This window comes from Mycolicibacterium cosmeticum (assembly GCF_000613185.1).
Classification (GTDB): domain Bacteria; phylum Actinomycetota; class Actinomycetes; order Mycobacteriales; family Mycobacteriaceae; genus Mycobacterium; species Mycobacterium cosmeticum.
This window is the reverse complement of sequence record NZ_CCBB010000003.1, coordinates 707,294-724,515: the sequence shown is the minus strand read 5'-3', so window position 1 is coordinate 724,515 and position 17,222 is coordinate 707,294. Positions and strand designations below refer to the sequence as shown.

Below are 17,222 nucleotides of genomic sequence, written 5' to 3'. Positions count from 1 at the left end.
CGGAAGGATGATCATGGCCCGCACCGACGACGATTCCTGGGATGTGGCCTCCAGCGTGGGTGCCACCGCCACGCTGGTGGCCGCCGGCCGTGCCATCGCCAGCACCGACCCGCACGGGTTGATCGACGATCCGTACGCCGCGCCGCTGGTGCGCGCCGTCGGCATCGACTTCTTCACCAAGATGGTCGACGGGGACCTCGATCTGGCCGATATCGCGCCGGACGCGGCGCAGCGGGCCCGCGCCAATATCGACGAGATGGCCGTCCGGACAAAGTTCTTCGACGACTACCTGATCGCCGCCACCGGCACCGGTATCCGGCAGGTGGTCATCCTGGCCTCCGGCCTGGACTCCCGCGCCTACCGGCTGGCGTGGCCCGCGGGGACGGTGGTCTACGAGATCGACCAGCCGGAGGTGATCGATTTCAAGACCCGCACGCTGGCCGGTCTGGGTGCCGAGCCGACGGCGCAGCGCCGGACCGTGTCCATCGACCTGCGTGAGGACTGGCCGGCCGCGTTGCGGTCGGCCGGATTCGACCCGGCCGCCCCGTCGGCGTGGCTGGCCGAGGGCTTGCTGATCTACCTGCCGCCCGACGCCCAGGACCGGCTGTTCGACCTCATCGACGAGCTCAGCGCCCCGGGCAGCACGATGGCCACCGAGTTCGTGCCCGGACTGCGGGACTTCGACGCCGAGCGGGCCCGCGAGGAAACCGCTGCCCTGCGCGCCCACGGCCTGGACCTCGACATGCCGTCACTGGTCTACCCGGGTGAACGGCATTCCGCCGTCGACTATCTGGGATCGCGCGGCTGGGAGATGACCGGAACGCCCCGCGCCGATCTCTTCGCCCGTTACGGGCTGCCGCTGTCCGCGTACGTCGAGGGCAACCCGATGGCCGAGATCATCTACATCAGCGGCACTCAGAAACGGTAGTCGCCCAGCCACAGTGCGGTCACACCGGTGACGGCACTGTGCGCCTGCTCCAGCGCGCCGACCATCGACCGGCCCAGCAACGCGCCGACCGCCTGCGGCAGCGATGCCGCCACCGGCTGCGAGGACGCCTTGGGCCGCAACATATCCAGCATCGACGACCCCGGATAGCCGACCAGTCGCACGGCGGCGTCGGGCGCCAGCCCGGCGAGCACCTTGGCCCGGGTCACGGCGGTCCGCAGACCGCCGAGCTCGTCGACCAACCCGCGATCCAGGGCATCGGCACCGGTCCACACCCGGCCGCGGGCCACCGCATCCACCGCCTCGACGCTGAGGTCACGACCGTCGGCGACGCGCTGCACGAAATCGGTGTAGAACAGGTCGGCTTCGGCTTCGACGTGCGCATGCTGTTCCGCAGTGAACGGCGCGTTGACCGACCACGCGTCGGCATTGGCATTGGTACGCACCGAATCCGTGCCCACTCCGAGGCGGTCTTTGAGCTCGCGGGCCACCAACTTGCCCGTGACGACGCCGATGGATCCGGTGATGGTGCCCGCATTGGCGACGATCGCGTCGGCGGCCATCGACACGTAGTAGCCGCCGGACGCGGCCACCGCACCCATCGACGCCACCACCGGCTTACCCGCCGCCTTGGCCCGAACCACTTCGCGCCAAATGGTTTCCGATCCGGTGACCGAGCCGCCGGGGCTGTCCACCCGCAGCACGATCGCCGACACGTCGTCGTCGGCCACCGCCTCGCGCAACGCGGCCGCGATGGTGTCCCCGCCGGCGCTGGAATTGCCGATCGGCAGCACCTGCGGTCCCCCGCGCCCGCTCACGATGGGCCCGTGCAGGGTGACCACCGCGATGGTGGGTTTGGGCTTGCGGCCCGGCACGCTCGGCACCGGTTTGGCGGCGGTGGCCCGCGCATACCGGGACAGGAACAGTCGCGGTGGCGCGTCCGGCCCGTCGGCAACCGCAGCGGCGCCGCTGAGTTCGGCGATGCGGGCGTAGGCCTCGTCACGGAAGCCGATGCGGTCGACCAGACCGCCCGAGACCGCGTCGTCGCGCAGCAGCGGTGCCTTGTCGGCCAGCGCGTCGACCGCGTCCGCATCGACGTGCCGCGAGGCGGCGACCGCCGCGCGCACCTGGGCGTGCAGGCTCTCGATCAGCGCGCTGTCGGCCTCCCGATGCGCGTCGGTGTAGCTGTCCTGGGTGAAAAGGTTTGCCGCCGACTTGTATTCGCCGCGGGCCACGAACTGCGCTTCGATGCCGGCCTTGTCCAGCGCATCCCGCAGGAAAATCGCATTCGTGGCGAAACCGACCAGCCCGACGGTGCCCGACGGCTGCATCCACACCTCGCGGAACGCCGAGGCCAGGTAGTAGGACATGGTCCCGGGGTAGGTTTCGGCCCAGGCCAGCGTCGGCTTCACGTCACCGAACTCGGCGATGGCCGCACGCAGTTCCTGCACGGGACCCGGTGCGGCCGCCGGGATCTGGACCCGGGCGATCAGCCCGGCCACCCGGTCGTCCTTGGCGGCGCGATGGATCGCGGCCACGGCCTGCCGCAGCGTGATGGGCCTGCCGCCGGCCGAGATGAGCGCCAGCGGGTCGAACCCCACCGTCTCCGGGGGCACGGCCTGCAGATCGAGTTCGAGCACGCACCCGTCGGGCACCCCGTTGTGCCGGGCGGTGTCCACCTTCCTGACGATGGCGCGCAGGTCCGCAGGACCAGGGAGGAAATCGGGGAGAAAACCGAACATCACCCGAGCCTACCGATCACCGCCCGGCACCCATCGGGACCTGATCCGCCGTACCGTGTGCAGGTGCGGTTCTCCATCTCTCTGCCACAGTTCGCGGGTGAGGCTTTCGACACCACCGGGGTGCAGGACTATCTGGTGCGTGCCGAGGAACTCGGGTTCGACGGCGGCTGGACCCTCGAGCAGACGGTGGGCCCGGCACCGCTGATCGCACCTCTGGAATTACTCGCCTATGCCGCCGCGTGTACGACGCGGCTGCGGCTCGGGGTGGCCGTCCTGGTGACCTCCCTGCACGACCCGCTGCAACTGGCGTCGGCTGTCACCGCGGTGGACCGGCTCAGCCACGGCCGCCTGGATCTCGGGGTGGCGCCGGGGGGCGGATCCCGCCAGTTCCCCGCTTTCGGCGTCGACGGTTCGTCGTTCATCGCCAGCTTCACCGAAGGCCTGGAATTGATGAAGGCGGCCTGGTCGGACGAGCCGCGACTGACCTTCCACGGACGTTTCCGCGACGTGGACGACCTGCAGATCGTGCCGAAGCCGGTGCAGCGCCCCCACCCGCCGATCTGGTTCGGCGGCAGCGCGCCCGCCGCCCTGGCCAGGGCGGTGCGGCACGGGGACGCGTTCCTGGGCGCCGGTTCGTCCACCACCGCCGCATTCGCCCAGGCGGTCCGCACGCTGCGTCGCGAACTGGACGAACAGGCAAAGGACGCGGCGCGTTTCACCATCGGCAAGCGGGTCTACCTGATCGTCGACGACGACAAGTCGCTGGCGTGGGACCGGGTACTGGCCGGGCTGCACCGGATCTACGGCCGCACGGCGGAGCTGGAAGGCGTCGCGGTGGCCGGCACCGTCGACGATGTGGTGCGGGGCCTGAGCGAGGTGATCGCGGCCGGGGCCCAGACCGTCCTGCTCAATCCGGTCGGCGCGACGGTCGCCGAGGACCGCGAACAGATGGAACGCCTTGCGGCCGAAGTGATCCCGCGACTGTCCTGAACGATGACCCGACCCCGCGCGCCGAGAGGGTGGTATTGGCCTGCCCGACCCCTCGTCCCCCGGCAGGCCAATACGTACGTATTGTCGCACGATACCGGCGTCCATGCCATCCCGGGCTATACGGTGGGTCGGTGAACCGCCGGGCTCCGGATCAGAAGCGTGATCCGGCCGCGTCGAACGTCGAGAAGATCCGCGATGCGGCACTCGTCAGTTTCGCCGCGCGTGGCGTGGGCGCCACCTCGTTACGCGAGGTCGCGTGCGCGGCCGGGGTGTCCGTCGGCCTGGTTCAGCACCATTTCGGCACCAAGGCCGGCCTGGTCGAGGCGGTGGACCGGCATGTCGCCGAGGTGATCCGAACCAGCCTGGCCACCGGGCCGGGCCCCACCACCACCGAGGCCTTCGGCCAGCAGGTCACCGCGCTGCTCGCCGAGCACACCACGGCGATGGACTATCTGGCCAGGGCGCTGGTCGAGGCCACCCCGTTCGGGAACGCGACCTTCGACGCCCTGGTCGCCATGGGCGACACCCGCTGGGAGCGCCGGGCCGAGCACGGGTTGCTGCGGCCGGACCTGGATCGCACCTGGGCGGCGCTGAATCCGCTGCTGCTGGTGCTCGGCGCGATCATCCTGCGCTCGCATCTGGACCGGCACCTGCCCGACCATTTCACCTCGGCGCCGCAGCTGTCCCGCTGGGAGGACGCCGTCAACGATCTGCTGCGCCGCGGCCAATTACGGCCCGGGGACTGACACGAGAACGGCCCCCGCCGAAGCGGGGGCCGTCACGGTGTACTTCGTTTTCTACAGCTCGGTCGCCGAACCACCGGCGGCGGTGATCGCCTCGCGGGCGCTACCGCTGAACTTGTGCGCGGTGACGTCGACCTTGGCGGACAGCTTGCCGTCGCCGAGAACCTTCACCAGCACGTTCTTACGGACCAGGCCCTTGGCCACCAGCTCGTCGATACCGACGGTGCCGCCCTCGGGGAATGCCTTGCCGAGGTCGCCGACGTTGACGACGGCGTACTCGGTGCGGAACCGGTTACGGAAACCCTTCAGCTTGGGCAGCCGCATGTGGATCGGCATCTGGCCACCCTCGAACGTCGCGGGGACGTTCTTACGGGCCTTGGTGCCCTTGGTGCCGCGGCCCGCGGTCTTACCCTTGGAACCCTCACCACGACCGACGCGCGTCTTGGCGGTCTTCTCGCCGGGTGCCGGCTTCAGGTCATGCAGTTTGATGACGCTCATTATCTTCCTAGACCTCCTCAACCACGACGAGGTGATGCACGGTCTTGATGAGGCCGCGAGTCTGGGCGTTGTCCTCACGGACCACCGACTGGCGGATCTTGCGCAGACCCAGCGTGCGCAGGCTCTCGCGCTGCTTCCAGCGGGCACCGATGGTGCCCCGCACCTGGGTGATCTTCAGTTCAGCCATTGTTATGCCGATCCTTCACGCGCGGCCGCAGCAGCCAGCGCTTCGCTCTCGCGACGGGCCTTGAGCATTCCGGCCGGCGCGACATCCTCGATGGGCAGGCCACGACGGGCCGCCACCTCTTCCGGACGCTGCAGCAGCTTCAGCGCGGCAACGGTGGCGTGCACCACGTTGATCGCGTTGTCGCTACCGAGCGACTTTGCCAGGATGTCGTGCACCCCGGCACATTCCAGCACGGCACGCGCGGCGCCACCGGCGATCACACCGGTACCCGGGCTGGCCGGGCGCAGCATCACGACACCGGCCGCGGCTTCACCCTGCACCGGATGGGTGATGGTGCTGCCGATCAGCGGCACCCGGAAGAAGCCCTTGCGCGCTTCCTCGACACCCTTGGCGATGGCGGCCGGAACTTCCTTGGCCTTGCCGTAGCCGACACCGACCATGCCGTTGCCGTCACCGACGATGACCAGCGCGGTGAAGCTGAAGCGCCGACCACCCTTGACCACCTTGGAGACGCGGTTGATGGTGACGACGCGCTCGATGTAGTTGCTCTTCTCGCCGCGGTCGTCACCGCGGCCACGGCCGCCGCGATCGTCTCGGCCCCGGCCGCCGCGATCTCCGCGGCCGCCGCGATTGTCCTGCGCCGAACCGGCGCCAGCCTGCTCGGCCATCATGCAGTCCTCTCGTTGAATGTCATCAGAACTTCAGCCCGCCTTCGCGCGCGGCATCGGCCAGCGCCGCGATGCGACCGGCGTAGGTGTACCCACCGCGGTCGAACACCACGGCCTCGATACCCGCAGCCTTGGCGCGCTCGGCGATCAGCTGACCGACGCGGGTGCTGACGGCCTTCTTGTCGCCTTCGACGGCACGCACATCGGCTTCGATCGACGACGCGGCGGCCAGCGTGGTGCCGGTCAGGTCGTCGATGAGCTGCACGTGGATGTGCCGCGCCGAGCGGTTCACCATCAGCCGCGGCGTGGTGGCGGTGCCTTCGACCTTCTTGCGCAGCCGGGCGTGGCGGCGCAGGCGCGCGGTGCGCCGGGTCTGGGAGATGTTCTGCCCCACCGGCTTCCGGGTGGTGGCTTCGCTCTTCGTGGTAGCCATGGGTTACTTACCTGTCTTTCCGACCTTGCGGCGGATCTGCTCACCCTCGTACCGCACGCCCTTGCCCTTGTACGGGTCGGGGCGGCGCAGGCGACGGATGACCGCCGAGATCTGGCCGACCTTCTGCTTGTCGATGCCGGACACCGAGAACTTGGTGGGCGTCTCCACCGCGAAGGTGATGCCTTCCGGCGCCTCGATCAGCACCGGGTGGCTGTAACCGAGCGCGAACTCCAGGTTGGAACCCTTGAGCGCGACGCGGTAACCGACGCCGAAGATCTCCATCTTGGTGGTGTAGCCCTGGGTCACCCCGGTGACCAGGTTGGCCACCAGCGTGCGCGACAGCCCGTGCAGCGAGCGGTTGCGGCGCTCGTCGTTGGGGCGAGTCACCACGATGGCGCCCTCGTCGTTGCGGCTCACCTCGATGGGCTCGGCGATGTCCAGAGCCAGGGCGCCCTTGGGCCCCTTGACCGACACCTTCTGGCCTTCGATGGTCACATCGACCCCGGCGGGAACCGGGACCGGCTGCTTTCCAATACGCGACATGTTGTGTTTCCCCCTACCAGACGAAAGCGAGGACTTCGCCGCCCACGCCCTGTCGAGCTGCCTGGCGGTCGGTGAGCAGGCCAGAGGACGTGGAGATGATCGCCACGCCGAGGCCGCCGAGCACCCGGGGCAGATTGGTGGATTTTGCGTAGACCCGCAGGCCGGGCTTGCTCACCCGGCGCAGGCCGGCGATGCTGCGCTCACGGCTGGGGCCGTACTTGAGCTGCACCACCAGGGACTTGCCGACGCGGGCGTCCTCGGTGCGGTAATCAGAGATGTAGCCCTGCTCCTTGAGAATCTCGGCGATGTTCGCCTTGATCTTCGAGTGAGGCAGCGTCACCTCGTCGTGATACGCCGAATTGGCGTTACGCAGACGTGTCAAGAAGTCTGCGATGGGATCGGTCATCGTCATGACAGCCGGTTCACCTTCCTCGCGGCGGTTCCCAGTCCGGGCCTACCGTGTTAATCAGTAATGAATGCTGGTTACCAGCTGGACTTCTGCACGCCGGGCAGTTCGCCGGCATGCGCCATCTCGCGCAAGCAGATTCGGCACAGGCCGAACTTGCGGAAGACCGCGTGCGGCCGGCCGCACTTGTTGCAACGGGTGTAACCGCGCACCGCGAACTTCGGCTTCTTCTGAGACTTGTTGATCAGAGCTTTCTTGGCCATGCTCAGTTCTCCTTGAACGGAAAGCCGAGAGCCCGCAGCAGCACTCGTCCTTCATCGTCGGTCGTCGCCGAGGTGACGACGGTGATGTCCATGCCCCGCGGGCGGTCGATCGAGTCCACATCGATCTCGTGGAACATCGACTGCTCGTTGAGACCGAAGGTGTAGTTGCCGTTGCCGTCGAACTGCTTGGGGCTCAGGCCGCGGAAGTCGCGGATACGCGGCAGCGCGATCGACACCAGGCGGTCGAGGAACTCCCACATCCGGTCGCCGCGCAGCGTCACCCGGGCGCCGATGGGCATGCCCTCACGCAGCTTGAACTGCGCGATCGACTTGCGGGCCTTGCGGATCTCGGGCTTCTGGCCGGTGATCAGGGCGAGATCGTTGACCGCACCGTTGATCAGCTTGGCGTCGCGGGCGGCGTCACCGACACCCATGTTCACGACGACCTTCACCACGCCCGGGATCTGCATCACGTTGGCGTAGTTGAACTCGTTGTTCAGCGCGTCGCGGATCTCTTCGCGGTACCGCTGCTTCAGCCGCGGCTGGACCTTGTTTTCTACGGTGGTCATGTCAGATGTCCTTGCCATTGCGCTTGGAGACGCGGATCTTCTTGCCGGACTCCTCGTCGACGCGGTAGCCGATGCGGGTCGGGTTGCCGTCGGAGTCGACGACCATCACGTTGGACACGTGGATCGGTGCCTCCTGCGTGACGATGCCGCCCGAGGAGGCGCCCCGCTCGTTCTGCGACTGCGCGGTGTGCTTCTTGATCCGGTTGACGCCCTCGACGAGAACCTTCTCGCGGGTCGGGTAGGCCTCCAGGACCTTGCCCTTGGCGCCCTTGTCCTTACCGGAGATGACGAGCACGGTGTCGCCCTTGTGCACCTTCATTACAAAACCTCCGGGGCCAGCGAGACGATCTTCATGAAGCGCTTCTCGCGCAGTTCACGACCGACCGGCCCGAAGATGCGGGTGCCGCGCGGGTCGTTGTCGTTCTTGATGATGACGGCGGCGTTCTCGTCGAACTTGATGTAGCTGCCGTCGGCGCGGCGGCGCTCCTTGACGGTGCGCACCACGACGGCCTTGACGACGTCACCACGCTTGACGTTGCCGCCCGGGATGGCGTCCTTGACGGTCGCCACGATGATGTCGCCGATGCCGGCATAGCGCCGCGACGAGCCACCGAGAACCCGGATGCACAAGATCTCCTTGGCACCCGTGTTGTCGGCGACCTTCAGCCGCGATTCCTGCTGAATCACTCGATCTCCTGACCTGGGTTTGTGTGCACGCCAGATACCGACCTGGACGTACGCGGTCTTTGTCACCCGAGGGCACGCAGGGTTTTCTCACGCGGAGATAACCGAGGTCTGCCCCAGGCAACCCCTAGATACTAGGCGACGAGCTCGGCAGCACCAAATTGCTGCGGTTTTACCGGCGCACTCGGGCCGAAAACAGCGAAATGGTCGCGCTCCGGGAGTGGAGAGCGACCATTCTGCCGGTTTCGGGGCGGGCCGTCGTCAATGCCCGCCTACTCCCCAGCCGAGAACGCGGGAGGTCAGCAGCACCAGCCCCAGCGACACCACCGCCACCACCACCAGGCCGACCACCGCGACCAGCAGCGGCCGCCACCCGGTCCTGGCGATCTGGCGGATGTCGGTGGACAGGCCGACCCCGGCGAACGTCAACAGGAAGGCCCATTTCGACACGTTGGCCACGTTGGTGAGCTGCCCCTTGCTGAGCAGTCCGGCGGTGGCCACCGCCGAAACGGCCAGGAAGCCCAGCACGAACTTGGGGAACTTCGCCCACACGAAGGCCGCCTTGGCGCCGAATCCGGGGGCCAGCTCGTCGGCCTCACCCCTGGCGGCCCAGTACAACGCGAAGCCGAGCACCACGAACCCGATGAGCGCATTGCGCACCGATTTCACCAGGACGGCGATCTTGCCCGCCTCGTCGGAGAACAGGTAACCCGTCGCCGTGGTCTCCGCGGTGTTGTCGACGGCAAGACCGGCCCACAGCCCGAATTCGTGATCGCTGAGCCCGATCGCATGCCCCAGCGGTGGCAACACGAACAGCGCCACCGCACCGAGCGCCAGGATGGCCGCGATGGCATAGCTGACATCGGAATTACGGGCCCGGATGGCGCCCTTGGAGGCGATGATCGCCGACACCCCGCAGATCGAGGTGCCGATCGCCAGCAGCGATCCGAGCTTGCCGGACAACCCGAACCACCGGGCGGCCAGGATGATGATGGTGCCGGCAACCGCCATGTCGACCAGGATCTGCACCAGGCTGATACCGCCGAGTTTCAGGACGTCACCGAGGACGAACCGCGAACCGAGCGCGACGATGCCGACCTTCAGCCAGAACTGGTAGGTGAGCACGCCTGGACGGAAAATCCGATGCAGCCCAACGGTATTCGCGATGATCAGGCCGATCACGATGGCCCACAACACGAATTCGATATCGGGCACGTGCCAGTGCAGCCGTTTACCCAAGGCCAGCCAGCCGATCTCGGCATACTTGCCGGCCAGCCCGACGGCGATCAGCAGCAGGATGCCGGGCACATAGTCCAGTGGGCGCTTGCTGGTGAATTCGGCGTCTGCGAAGGCGTCGTCGAGCCCGTCGCGTTCGGCGACCGTACTCATGAGTTACCCCCGTCGCTTCGCTCGCCCGTCGAGTTACCCCCGTCGCTTCGCTCGCCCGTCACCAGGGGATCCTCGGCAGCGCACCGGCCACCGCGAGCGCGGTGATCACCAAGCCGAGAATCGTTGCCCACCAGTCGGAGCCCACCCGGGCCGGCCAACCGGGCTTCACCTGCTCGTCTGCCATGGCGTCAGGGTGCCGCAGCCCGCCGGGTTCACCCAGGTATGGAATCGCGCTGAGAAATATTCTCAGCGAGCGTCACACCGCGCAGCGGTGAGTTCCACCTCGACCGGGGCGCCCGATGGCAGCGACGACACCCCTACAGCACTGCGCGCGGGCAGGGCACCGGGGCCCAACTCCGCCGCCAGGACGGCCGAAGCACCGTCGGCCACCGCGCTCAGCGCGGTGAAATCCGGCGTACATGCGACGTACACCGTCATCCGCAGGCAACGCAGGCCGGCACCGCTGGGTAGCACCGAGCGGACGGCGGCCAGGGCGTTGCGCGCGGCGAGCCCGGCCGCGGTGCGAGCCGCGTCGGCCGACAGCGTGGCACCGACGGTGCCGGAGGTGACGAGCACGCCGTCCCGCCGTGGTGTCATCCCCGCCGCGTAGATCACCCCGCCGTGTTCGACGGCGGCCACATAGTCACCCTGCGGGGCCGGCGCGGTCCGCTCAGTCGACACCGATCGCCACTCCTTCCTGACGCGGATCGGCGGCCCCACTCAACACACCCCGGTCATCGACCGAGATCACCTGTGCGCTTCCGCCCGCACCCCACTCCGGCTGCACCACGACCCTGTGTCCCAGATCCGCCAGTTCGGCGCGGACCGCGGCGGGCACCCCGGACTCCACCCGCAATTCGTCGGGCGCGCCCAGCACATCGGCATCCGAACCCGGGAACACCGTGAATCGGGGTGCCGCCACGGCCTCGGCCGGGTTCAGCCCGTGGTCGAGCAGATGCGACAGCAGCTGCATGTTCCACTGCACCTGCCCGTCTCCGCCTGGTGTGTTCCCGACGTGCCGCAGGGCGCCCGCCTCGTCCGTGACGATCCAGGCATTCAGGGTGTGCAGGGGCTTTCGCCGCGGTTTCACCATGTTCGGGTGGCCGGCCTCCAGATACGCACCACGACCCAGGCGGTTGTTCAGCACCACACCGGTGCCGGGCACGGTGAACTTGGCGCCGAAGGTGAAGGCCAGGGAATGGATGAAGCTGACCGCCCGCCCGTCGGCGTCCACCGCCACCGTCGATGTGGTGTCGCCGGCGGCCACCGTGAACGCACCGCGCTGCTCGGCGCGCTCGCCGAGGTCGCGGCGCTGGGCGTCGAGGCGCTCCGCGGCCAGGACGTGATCGGCGCCGGTGTTGTCGCTGCCGCACAGTGCGAGACGATCGGCGAAGGACAGCCGGGCGGCCCTGGCCAACCGATCGATGGCGTCGGCTGCCAGCCAGCCGGAGAAGCCGACCACGCCATCGCACAGAGCCGCCTGCTGCAACACCATCCACCCGGGGGTGGGCAGCGGTGTCTGGTGCAGCGTCGCCCCGGCGTAGCGACCCGTGACCGCCGGTTCGGCCGTCACCTGGACGCCCGCGGCCCATTCGTCACCGCTGAAGGGCGCACCGCCGTCCCGCAGCGCGTGCACCGCGCGCCGGGCGAATTCACCGGTGTAGAAACTCGCCGGATCGCGTGCCAAGGCGCGAATGGAGGCGGCCAGGTCGGGCTGCGCCACTCGACGACCGACGGGCACCGGCCGGCCGTGGGGTGCGTAGACCGCCGACAGTCCCGGATCGGCGGCAACCGCATCCGCGGCCGTGGCGACGTCACCTGCGGTGCGTGCCGAGCAGGGCACGCCGTTCTCGGCGATGCGGGCAACCGGCTCCCACAGCTCCTGCAGTGCCCTGCTGGCCCCGCCGCGGTGCAGCGCGGCCAGAGCCGCGGGCGCGCCGGGCACCGCAACGGCCAACGGCCCGTCCAACGGGATGCGCGAGAAGCCTTGTGCGGCATAGAACTCCGTCGTGCCGCCGTCCGGCCCGAAGCCGGAACCGTTGACCGTCCAGACGCGCCCGTCGGGTTCCCGAACGACGGCGAAGGCATCGCCACCGATACCACATTGCCCGGGCAGCAGCAGCCAGGTCGTCGCAGCCATGGCCAGCGTCGCATCGATGGCATTACCACCGTCGGCCAGCACCCGGGCTCCGGCCAGACTGGCGGCGGGATGGCTGCTGCTCACCATCGCGCCCGCCGAGAGCGTCGGCGGCCGGTGGACCGCGCTCATCAGGCGCCCCGGCGGGCTCGCCGGGTGGGCCCGGCCGGCAACTCTCCCGGCTCCACGCCGACGAAGATCTCGCCGTCACGTTCCTCGCACGGGTAGGTCTTGATCGGCACGGTGGCCGGCGGGCTGATGGGCTCGCCGGTCTCCAGGTCGAAGGCACTTCCGTGACAGGAGCAGCCGATTCCGTCGTCGCGCAGCTTGCCCGACGACAGCAGGCAATCCAGGTGGCTGCAGTAGTTCGACGTCGCGTACGCCCGCCCGTTCAGCCGGGCCACTGCGAACTCGTACTCTCCGGCGTAGAACCGGCGCACGATCCCCTCGGGAACCTGGCCCGACCGGGCCACCCGTACGAATTCCATTGCTGCACTCCGTGTTTCTGTCGTCGTCTCGTGAGTCGTCTCGTACATCAGGCGTCCACGTAGACGGTCTTCTCGGCGAGGTAGAACTCCATCATCGAGGCGCCGGCCTGTTCCTTGAACGTCGCCGACGACGATGCCTTGTAACCACCGAACGGGGCGTTCATCGCCATGCCGGTGGTGGGCTGGTTGACCTTGACCAGCCCGGTACGCACCCGGCGGGCGAACGACCGGGCGGTCGCCAGATCGCCGGTGACGATGGCAGCGGACAGCCCGAATGCGCTTGCATTGACCAGATCGATCGCCTCGGAAAGGGAACCCGAGCGCTGGAAGGCGATCAGTGGGCCGAACACCTCGTCGGTGACGATGCGCATCCCGGGTTCGGCGTCGGTGAACACCGCCGGTGTCACGAAGTATCCGCCCGGGTGACCGGCCACCTCGACCGTGGTACCGCCGTACCGCAGTGTGGCGCCGTCGCCGACCCCGGCGGCGACGTAGTGCATGAACTTCTCCAGTTGTTGCGCACTGGCCAGCGCGCCCATGTCGACTCCCGGGGTCCCACCGGCGCCGACCCGCAATGCCTTGGTGCGCTTGATCACGCGCTCGACCAGCGCGTCGTGGACGGCGTCGGTGACGACCACCCTGCTGGTGCCGGTGCAGGCCTGGCCCGACAATCCGAAGGCGCCCTTGACGATCAGCGCCGCCGCGCGGTCGAGGTCGGCGTCGTCGGCGACCAACACCGCATTCTTGCCACCCATCTCCAACTGCACGCGCCGGTGCGGACCCATCCGGCCGTGGATTGCCCGGCCCACCTCGGTGGAACCGGTGAACGTGACCGCCGCGACGCGTTCGTCGGCGACCACCGCCGCCCCGGCCCGGCCGTCACCGTGCACCAGTGCGATGGCCGTCGGGGGCAACCCGCCGTCCAACAACGCCTCGACGAGGCGCTGTCCCATCAGCGGGGTGAGCTCGGAAGGCTTGAACAGCACCGGGTTGCCGACCGCCAACGCCGGTCCGAGTTTGCGCGAGGGGATGTTCATCGGGAAGTTCCACGGCGTGATCGCGGCGATGATGCCGACCGGCTCACGGACCGTGTACACCAAGGTGTCTCCTGCCGACGGCAGTGTCACCCCGCCGCAACGGGTCGCCTCCGCGGCGTAGAACCGCAGGTTGGCCGGTGTGCGGCTGACCTCGGTGGTGGCCTCGGCGACGGTCTTGCCCTCTTCCCGGACCAGCTCGTCGATCAGCTCTGCGCGCCTCGATTCCAATTGCGCGGCAGCGGCTTCCAGGATCGCCGCCCTGTGCTCGGGTGCCGTCGCCGCCCACTCCGGCGCCGCCTTCTCCAATCCGTCGACTGCGTCGGCGACATCCTCGGGCCGCGAAGCGGGGAAACTCCCGACGAGGTCGGCCGGGTCGGCGGGATTGGCCCGCACGAAGGTCTCGCCGGACCGGGCCGGCACCCATGAGCCGCCGATCAGGTTCAGGCCGTCGATCATCGGGTCACCTGTGCTTCTTCGTCGATATCGGCATAGACCAGATCCCACAGATCGGTGTCCTCGTCGAGCAGGGCATCGACGTCGATGGCGCGGTCCAACAGTTCCCGGGCCGCCGTGATGTCCGCACCGCGATCCATGGCGAACGCGCCGCGGACGGTGGTGCCCTCGAGATAGAAGCCGGTGAACTCCCCTGCGTCCACATCGCCCCGAATGACGGGGTCACCGGTGGCGACCCCCACGAATTGCAGGTTCCGACCGTGCTGATCCGACCAGAACCACGGGGCGTCGTCGGAGATGGTGTGGCGGCCGAGCATCGTGTTGGCCACGGCCACCGCCTGCCGGCTGGCATTGTCGAAGTGCTCGGGGCGAATGTGGCGGCCCGCGCGGGGCGAATACCGCCGCGCGACGTCACCGGCGGCGAAGATATGGCCGACGGCGGTGCGGCCCGCCGCATCGACCACGATGCCGTCGTCGGTGTGCAAGCCGGACGCCTCGGCGACGGCGGTGTTGGGCGTGATCCCGATCCCGATCACCACGGCATCGGCCTCGACCGCTCCGGACCCCTCGACGTCGACGACCACCCCGCCGCTGGTGGTGCGAATACCGTTGATCCGCATCCCGGTTCGTAGGTCCACCCCACCCTCGCGATGAAGCCGGCAGACAGCTGCGGCCATCGCCGGACCCAGCACCCGGGCCAACGGGACAGGTACCGACTCCAACACCGTGACGTCGACGCCGACGGCCGTCGCGGTGGCGGCGATCTCCAGGCCGACGAAACCCGCACCGACGATGGCCAGCCGGCTTCCGGGTCGCAGTGCCGGCGCCAGCCGCCGGGCGTCGTCGAGGGTGCGCAGATAGTGCACCAGCTCGGGGCGCGGCCCCGGCACCGCCACGGTGCGCGGTGCGCCCCCGGTGGCCAACAGCACGGCGTCGGCCGCCAGCGTCGCGCCGTCTGCCAGCTCGACCTTGCGTGACATCGCGTCCACCCGCACAACCGTGGTCCCGGTGACGATGTCGACGTCATGGTCGGCAACCCAGGTCGGCGGCAGGATCCACAGCGAATCCTCGGTATCGGCGCCGGTGAGGAATTCCTTCGACAGCGGTGGTCGCTGATACGGCGGGTGCGGCTCAGCCCCGATGAGGCTGATCCTGCCGTCGTAGCCCTGCCTGCGCAGGTTCCTGGCCGTGACGGCCGCGGCCTGGCCCGCACCGACGGTGACGATGTTCTGCAATGTCATGCCTTCGCGCCTTCCTCGCGGCCCACCGGTGCGTGCCCGACCGATGCCGTGTCGACATAGACGGTGCCGTCCTGCACCCGCACCGGATAACTGGGCTGGCAGCGGTCCTGATCGGCCTCATAGCCGGTTTCCAGGTCGAACTGCCACTGATGTCCCGGACAGATCACCTTGCCGTCCAACAGGGTGCCCTTGAACAGCGAACGATCTTGGTGCACACAGAGATCTGCGAGTGCGTAGACTCGGCCCCCGGCCTGGAACAGCGCAATGGCGAGGCCGTCGACCTCCACGCGGAGCTTGCGCCGCCGCTCCAGATCCTTGGTGGTGGCCACCGCGATCCACATATGCTCCCCTTTCTCGCGATTCGGCGCGCTCACGTTCGCTGGGCGGACGCGAGCGCGCCGAATTCACTCAGACGCCGGCCGGCTCCAGCTCAGGAGCGACGTAGGTGTCGTACAGCCCCTTGGTGTAGGAGAAGCGCATCTCGGCGCCCCAACGCACCATCTGCAGGCAGCGCTGCTGCAGCCGCGGGGTGTCGGCGTGGTCCAGCACGATCTGGTAGCCGCGCTCGCCGTGCACCACGTCGGAGGTGATGTGCAGGTCGAAGAACTCGATCTCGTCCTCGGTGAACTTGTACACCTCACGCAGCGGCACGATCTGCTTGGTGTAGATGCTCGGCACCTGGGATTCCAACCCGACCACCAGCGCTGCGGTCGCGACGACGAAGTGCTCGCGTTGCGACACCGCGTAGCACCATGACTGCAGGCCACGGGTGATGGCGTTCATGTTGTTCGGATCTTCGATCCGTTCCTTGGTGGTGCCGCATGCCTCGCCGAACTTGATCAGCAGATCGGTGTGCCGGATGTCGGCCAGCTCCTCCTCGTACATGTTCTGCAGGGTGAAATCTTTTGCGCCGGTGTACTCGTCGGGGGTGTTGGCGTAGATGTTGGCCAGGTAGTCGGCAAAGGGACCGACGTAGTGGTAGTGGTTCTCGGCCCAGCGTGCGAAATGGTGGCGCTGCAGCCGACCCTCGGCCCAGGCCTTGGAGAACGACGCGTTCTTGGCCTCGCGGCCCTTGATCGCGTTCTCCAGCTCGGCGCGAAACTCGGTACGGTCCAACAGTTCGGTCATGATCTTCGGTCCTTTCGTTCGGTGTATTTTGCCAAAGTGACTGCGCGTCAACGATGTTCATCGCCATGAAAGCAGCGCCGCGATTCGCGGCCGCACCGACGACGTTATCCAGCCCGGCGGTGCCGCGACAGGGACAACATCACCCGAATGGTCACCGCGATGGGCCATGCTGCACAGCTGGTCACCGCCCGATCGCCGCCGTCAGTGCCTCGAACTCGGCGAGGATGGCCGCCCCCACCGCCTTGTCCTGCATGCCGTTGCCACCGCTGATACCGACGCCACCGACGATTTGATCGCGGAACACCAGGGGGAAGCCCCCGACGAACACCGCGAACTTGCCGGGCAGCATGTGACTGATGCCGAAGGCTTCGTTTCCGGGCAACGCCGGCCCATCCGGCGCCTCGTTGAACAGATGGGTGGCGCGCTCATGCCCTGCCGCGGTGAACGCCTTGGCGATGGAGATGTCGACACCGGTCAGACGGGCCCCCGGAAGACGGTGCAGTGCAATCACATTCCCACCGTCATCACAGATACAGAGCGTCTGCTTGACCCCGATCTCCTCGGCCTTGGCCCGGCCGGCCGCCAGTAAGGGCAGGGCGTCCTCGAGAGTGATCCGATAGATCTGATGCATGGCGAGCATGACTCCTTGCGGTTGTGCCGATGTGGTCGGCGCCGGC

At 68.3% G+C, this 17,222-nt stretch carries 24 protein-coding genes; 3 read left to right on the top strand and 21 right to left on the bottom strand.

Annotation, left to right across the window (positions count from 1 at the left end):
* Positions 1–13 precede the first annotated feature (13 nt).
* Positions 14–928 (top strand): class I SAM-dependent methyltransferase, encoded by a 915-nt coding sequence (locus tag BN977_RS22615; RefSeq protein ID WP_024453898.1) that lies wholly within the window; start codon positions 14–16, stop codon positions 926–928.
* On the opposite strand, the gene sppA is transcribed toward BN977_RS22615, so the two are convergent.
* On the bottom strand, positions 916–2,688 hold the full coding sequence (gene sppA, locus BN977_RS22610; RefSeq protein ID WP_036401652.1) for a signal peptide peptidase SppA: 1,773 nt from the start codon (positions 2,686–2,688) through the stop codon (positions 916–918). The two genes, BN977_RS22615 and sppA, sit on opposite strands and share 13 nt — an antisense overlap.
* Before the next feature lie 63 nt (positions 2,689–2,751).
* Between sppA and BN977_RS22605 the strand changes: the two genes are divergently transcribed.
* Both BN977_RS22605 and BN977_RS22600 read left to right on the top strand, forming a co-directional pair.
* Complete coding sequence (locus BN977_RS22605) at positions 2,752–3,678, top strand: LLM class flavin-dependent oxidoreductase (protein ID WP_036404193.1); 927 nt, start codon at positions 2,752–2,754, stop codon at positions 3,676–3,678.
* Between the two features lie 131 nt (positions 3,679–3,809).
* Positions 3,810–4,424, top strand: coding sequence for a TetR/AcrR family transcriptional regulator (locus BN977_RS22600; protein WP_036401649.1), 615 nt, complete (start codon positions 3,810–3,812; stop codon positions 4,422–4,424).
* Between the two features lie 51 nt (positions 4,425–4,475).
* Here the strand turns inward: BN977_RS22600 and rplO are convergent, their stop codons facing one another.
* The 20 genes from rplO to BN977_RS22505 all read right to left on the bottom strand — a co-directional run bounded on the left by rplO (position 4,476) and on the right by BN977_RS22505 (position 17,176).
* Positions 4,476–4,919: a 50S ribosomal protein L15 gene (gene rplO, locus BN977_RS22595; RefSeq protein WP_024453894.1), complete on the bottom strand. Its 444-nt coding sequence runs from the start codon at positions 4,917–4,919 to the stop codon at positions 4,476–4,478.
* Positions 4,920–4,926: 7 nt separating this feature from the next.
* The gene (gene rpmD / locus BN977_RS22590) at positions 4,927–5,106 is read right to left on the bottom strand and encodes a 50S ribosomal protein L30 (RefSeq protein WP_024453893.1); all 180 of its coding nucleotides are present in this window, start codon (positions 5,104–5,106) and stop codon (positions 4,927–4,929) included.
* Positions 5,107–5,108: 2 nt separating this feature from the next.
* Positions 5,109–5,774: a 30S ribosomal protein S5 gene (rpsE, locus tag BN977_RS22585; RefSeq protein WP_081664467.1), complete on the bottom strand. Its 666-nt coding sequence runs from the start codon at positions 5,772–5,774 to the stop codon at positions 5,109–5,111.
* 25 nt (positions 5,775–5,799) lie between these two features.
* Positions 5,800–6,207, bottom strand: coding sequence for a 50S ribosomal protein L18 (gene rplR, locus BN977_RS22580; RefSeq protein ID WP_024453891.1), 408 nt, complete (start codon positions 6,205–6,207; stop codon positions 5,800–5,802).
* Between the two features lie 3 nt (positions 6,208–6,210).
* Positions 6,211–6,750 (bottom strand): 50S ribosomal protein L6, encoded by a 540-nt coding sequence (gene rplF / locus BN977_RS22575; protein WP_024453890.1) that lies wholly within the window; start codon positions 6,748–6,750, stop codon positions 6,211–6,213.
* Positions 6,751–6,763: 13 nt separating this feature from the next.
* Positions 6,764–7,162: a 30S ribosomal protein S8 gene (rpsH, locus tag BN977_RS22570; RefSeq protein ID WP_024453889.1), complete on the bottom strand. Its 399-nt coding sequence runs from the start codon at positions 7,160–7,162 to the stop codon at positions 6,764–6,766.
* Positions 7,163–7,233: 71 nt separating this feature from the next.
* A complete protein-coding gene (locus tag BN977_RS22565; RefSeq protein WP_024453888.1) occupies positions 7,234–7,419 on the bottom strand; it encodes a type Z 30S ribosomal protein S14 in 186 nt (61 codons plus the stop codon).
* Positions 7,420–7,421: 2 nt separating this feature from the next.
* Positions 7,422–7,988: a 50S ribosomal protein L5 gene (gene rplE / locus BN977_RS22560; RefSeq protein ID WP_024453887.1), complete on the bottom strand. Its 567-nt coding sequence runs from the start codon at positions 7,986–7,988 to the stop codon at positions 7,422–7,424.
* A 1-nt stretch (position 7,989) separates the two neighbouring features.
* The gene (gene rplX / locus BN977_RS22555) at positions 7,990–8,307 is read right to left on the bottom strand and encodes a 50S ribosomal protein L24 (protein ID WP_024453886.1); all 318 of its coding nucleotides are present in this window, start codon (positions 8,305–8,307) and stop codon (positions 7,990–7,992) included.
* Entirely contained in the window at positions 8,307–8,675 is a 369-nt protein-coding gene (gene rplN / locus BN977_RS22550; RefSeq protein ID WP_024453885.1) for a 50S ribosomal protein L14, read from the bottom strand. Before rplN ends, rplX begins: the two co-directional genes overlap by 1 nt.
* Positions 8,676–8,933: 258 nt before the next feature.
* Positions 8,934–10,061: a YeiH family protein gene (locus BN977_RS22545; protein ID WP_024453884.1), complete on the bottom strand. Its 1,128-nt coding sequence runs from the start codon at positions 10,059–10,061 to the stop codon at positions 8,934–8,936.
* A gap of 58 nt (positions 10,062–10,119) precedes the next feature.
* Positions 10,120–10,245, bottom strand: coding sequence for a hypothetical protein (locus BN977_RS33530; protein WP_268817601.1), 126 nt, complete (start codon positions 10,243–10,245; stop codon positions 10,120–10,122).
* A gap of 62 nt (positions 10,246–10,307) precedes the next feature.
* Positions 10,308–10,742, bottom strand: a complete 435-nt coding sequence (locus BN977_RS22540) for a RidA family protein (protein WP_036401645.1) — start codon at positions 10,740–10,742, stop codon at positions 10,308–10,310.
* Positions 10,732–12,330 (bottom strand): gamma-glutamyltransferase family protein, encoded by a 1,599-nt coding sequence (locus BN977_RS22535; RefSeq protein WP_036401641.1) that lies wholly within the window; start codon positions 12,328–12,330, stop codon positions 10,732–10,734. Before BN977_RS22535 ends, BN977_RS22540 begins: the two co-directional genes overlap by 11 nt.
* The gene (locus BN977_RS22530; protein ID WP_036401640.1) at positions 12,330–12,686 is read right to left on the bottom strand and encodes a Rieske (2Fe-2S) protein; all 357 of its coding nucleotides are present in this window, start codon (positions 12,684–12,686) and stop codon (positions 12,330–12,332) included. Before BN977_RS22530 ends, BN977_RS22535 begins: the two co-directional genes overlap by 1 nt.
* Positions 12,687–12,733: 47 nt before the next feature.
* Positions 12,734–14,179 (bottom strand): aldehyde dehydrogenase family protein, encoded by a 1,446-nt coding sequence (locus tag BN977_RS22525; protein WP_036401637.1) that lies wholly within the window; start codon positions 14,177–14,179, stop codon positions 12,734–12,736.
* On the bottom strand, positions 14,176–15,417 hold the full coding sequence (locus tag BN977_RS22520) for an NAD(P)/FAD-dependent oxidoreductase (protein WP_036401635.1): 1,242 nt from the start codon (positions 15,415–15,417) through the stop codon (positions 14,176–14,178). Before BN977_RS22520 ends, BN977_RS22525 begins: the two co-directional genes overlap by 4 nt.
* Positions 15,414–15,758 carry a Rieske (2Fe-2S) protein gene (locus tag BN977_RS22515; protein WP_036401632.1) on the bottom strand — a complete coding sequence of 115 codons (345 nt, stop codon included), beginning with the start codon at positions 15,756–15,758 and terminating at the stop codon, positions 15,414–15,416. The genes BN977_RS22520 and BN977_RS22515 overlap by 4 nt, the downstream gene beginning before the upstream one ends.
* 67 nt (positions 15,759–15,825) lie before the next feature.
* Positions 15,826–16,545, bottom strand: coding sequence for an iron-containing redox enzyme family protein (locus tag BN977_RS22510; RefSeq protein WP_036401629.1), 720 nt, complete (start codon positions 16,543–16,545; stop codon positions 15,826–15,828).
* Positions 16,546–16,726: 181 nt separating this feature from the next.
* On the bottom strand, positions 16,727–17,176 hold the full coding sequence (locus tag BN977_RS22505) for a GlcG/HbpS family heme-binding protein (RefSeq protein WP_036404192.1): 450 nt from the start codon (positions 17,174–17,176) through the stop codon (positions 16,727–16,729).
* Between the last annotated feature and the right edge of the window lie 46 nt (positions 17,177–17,222).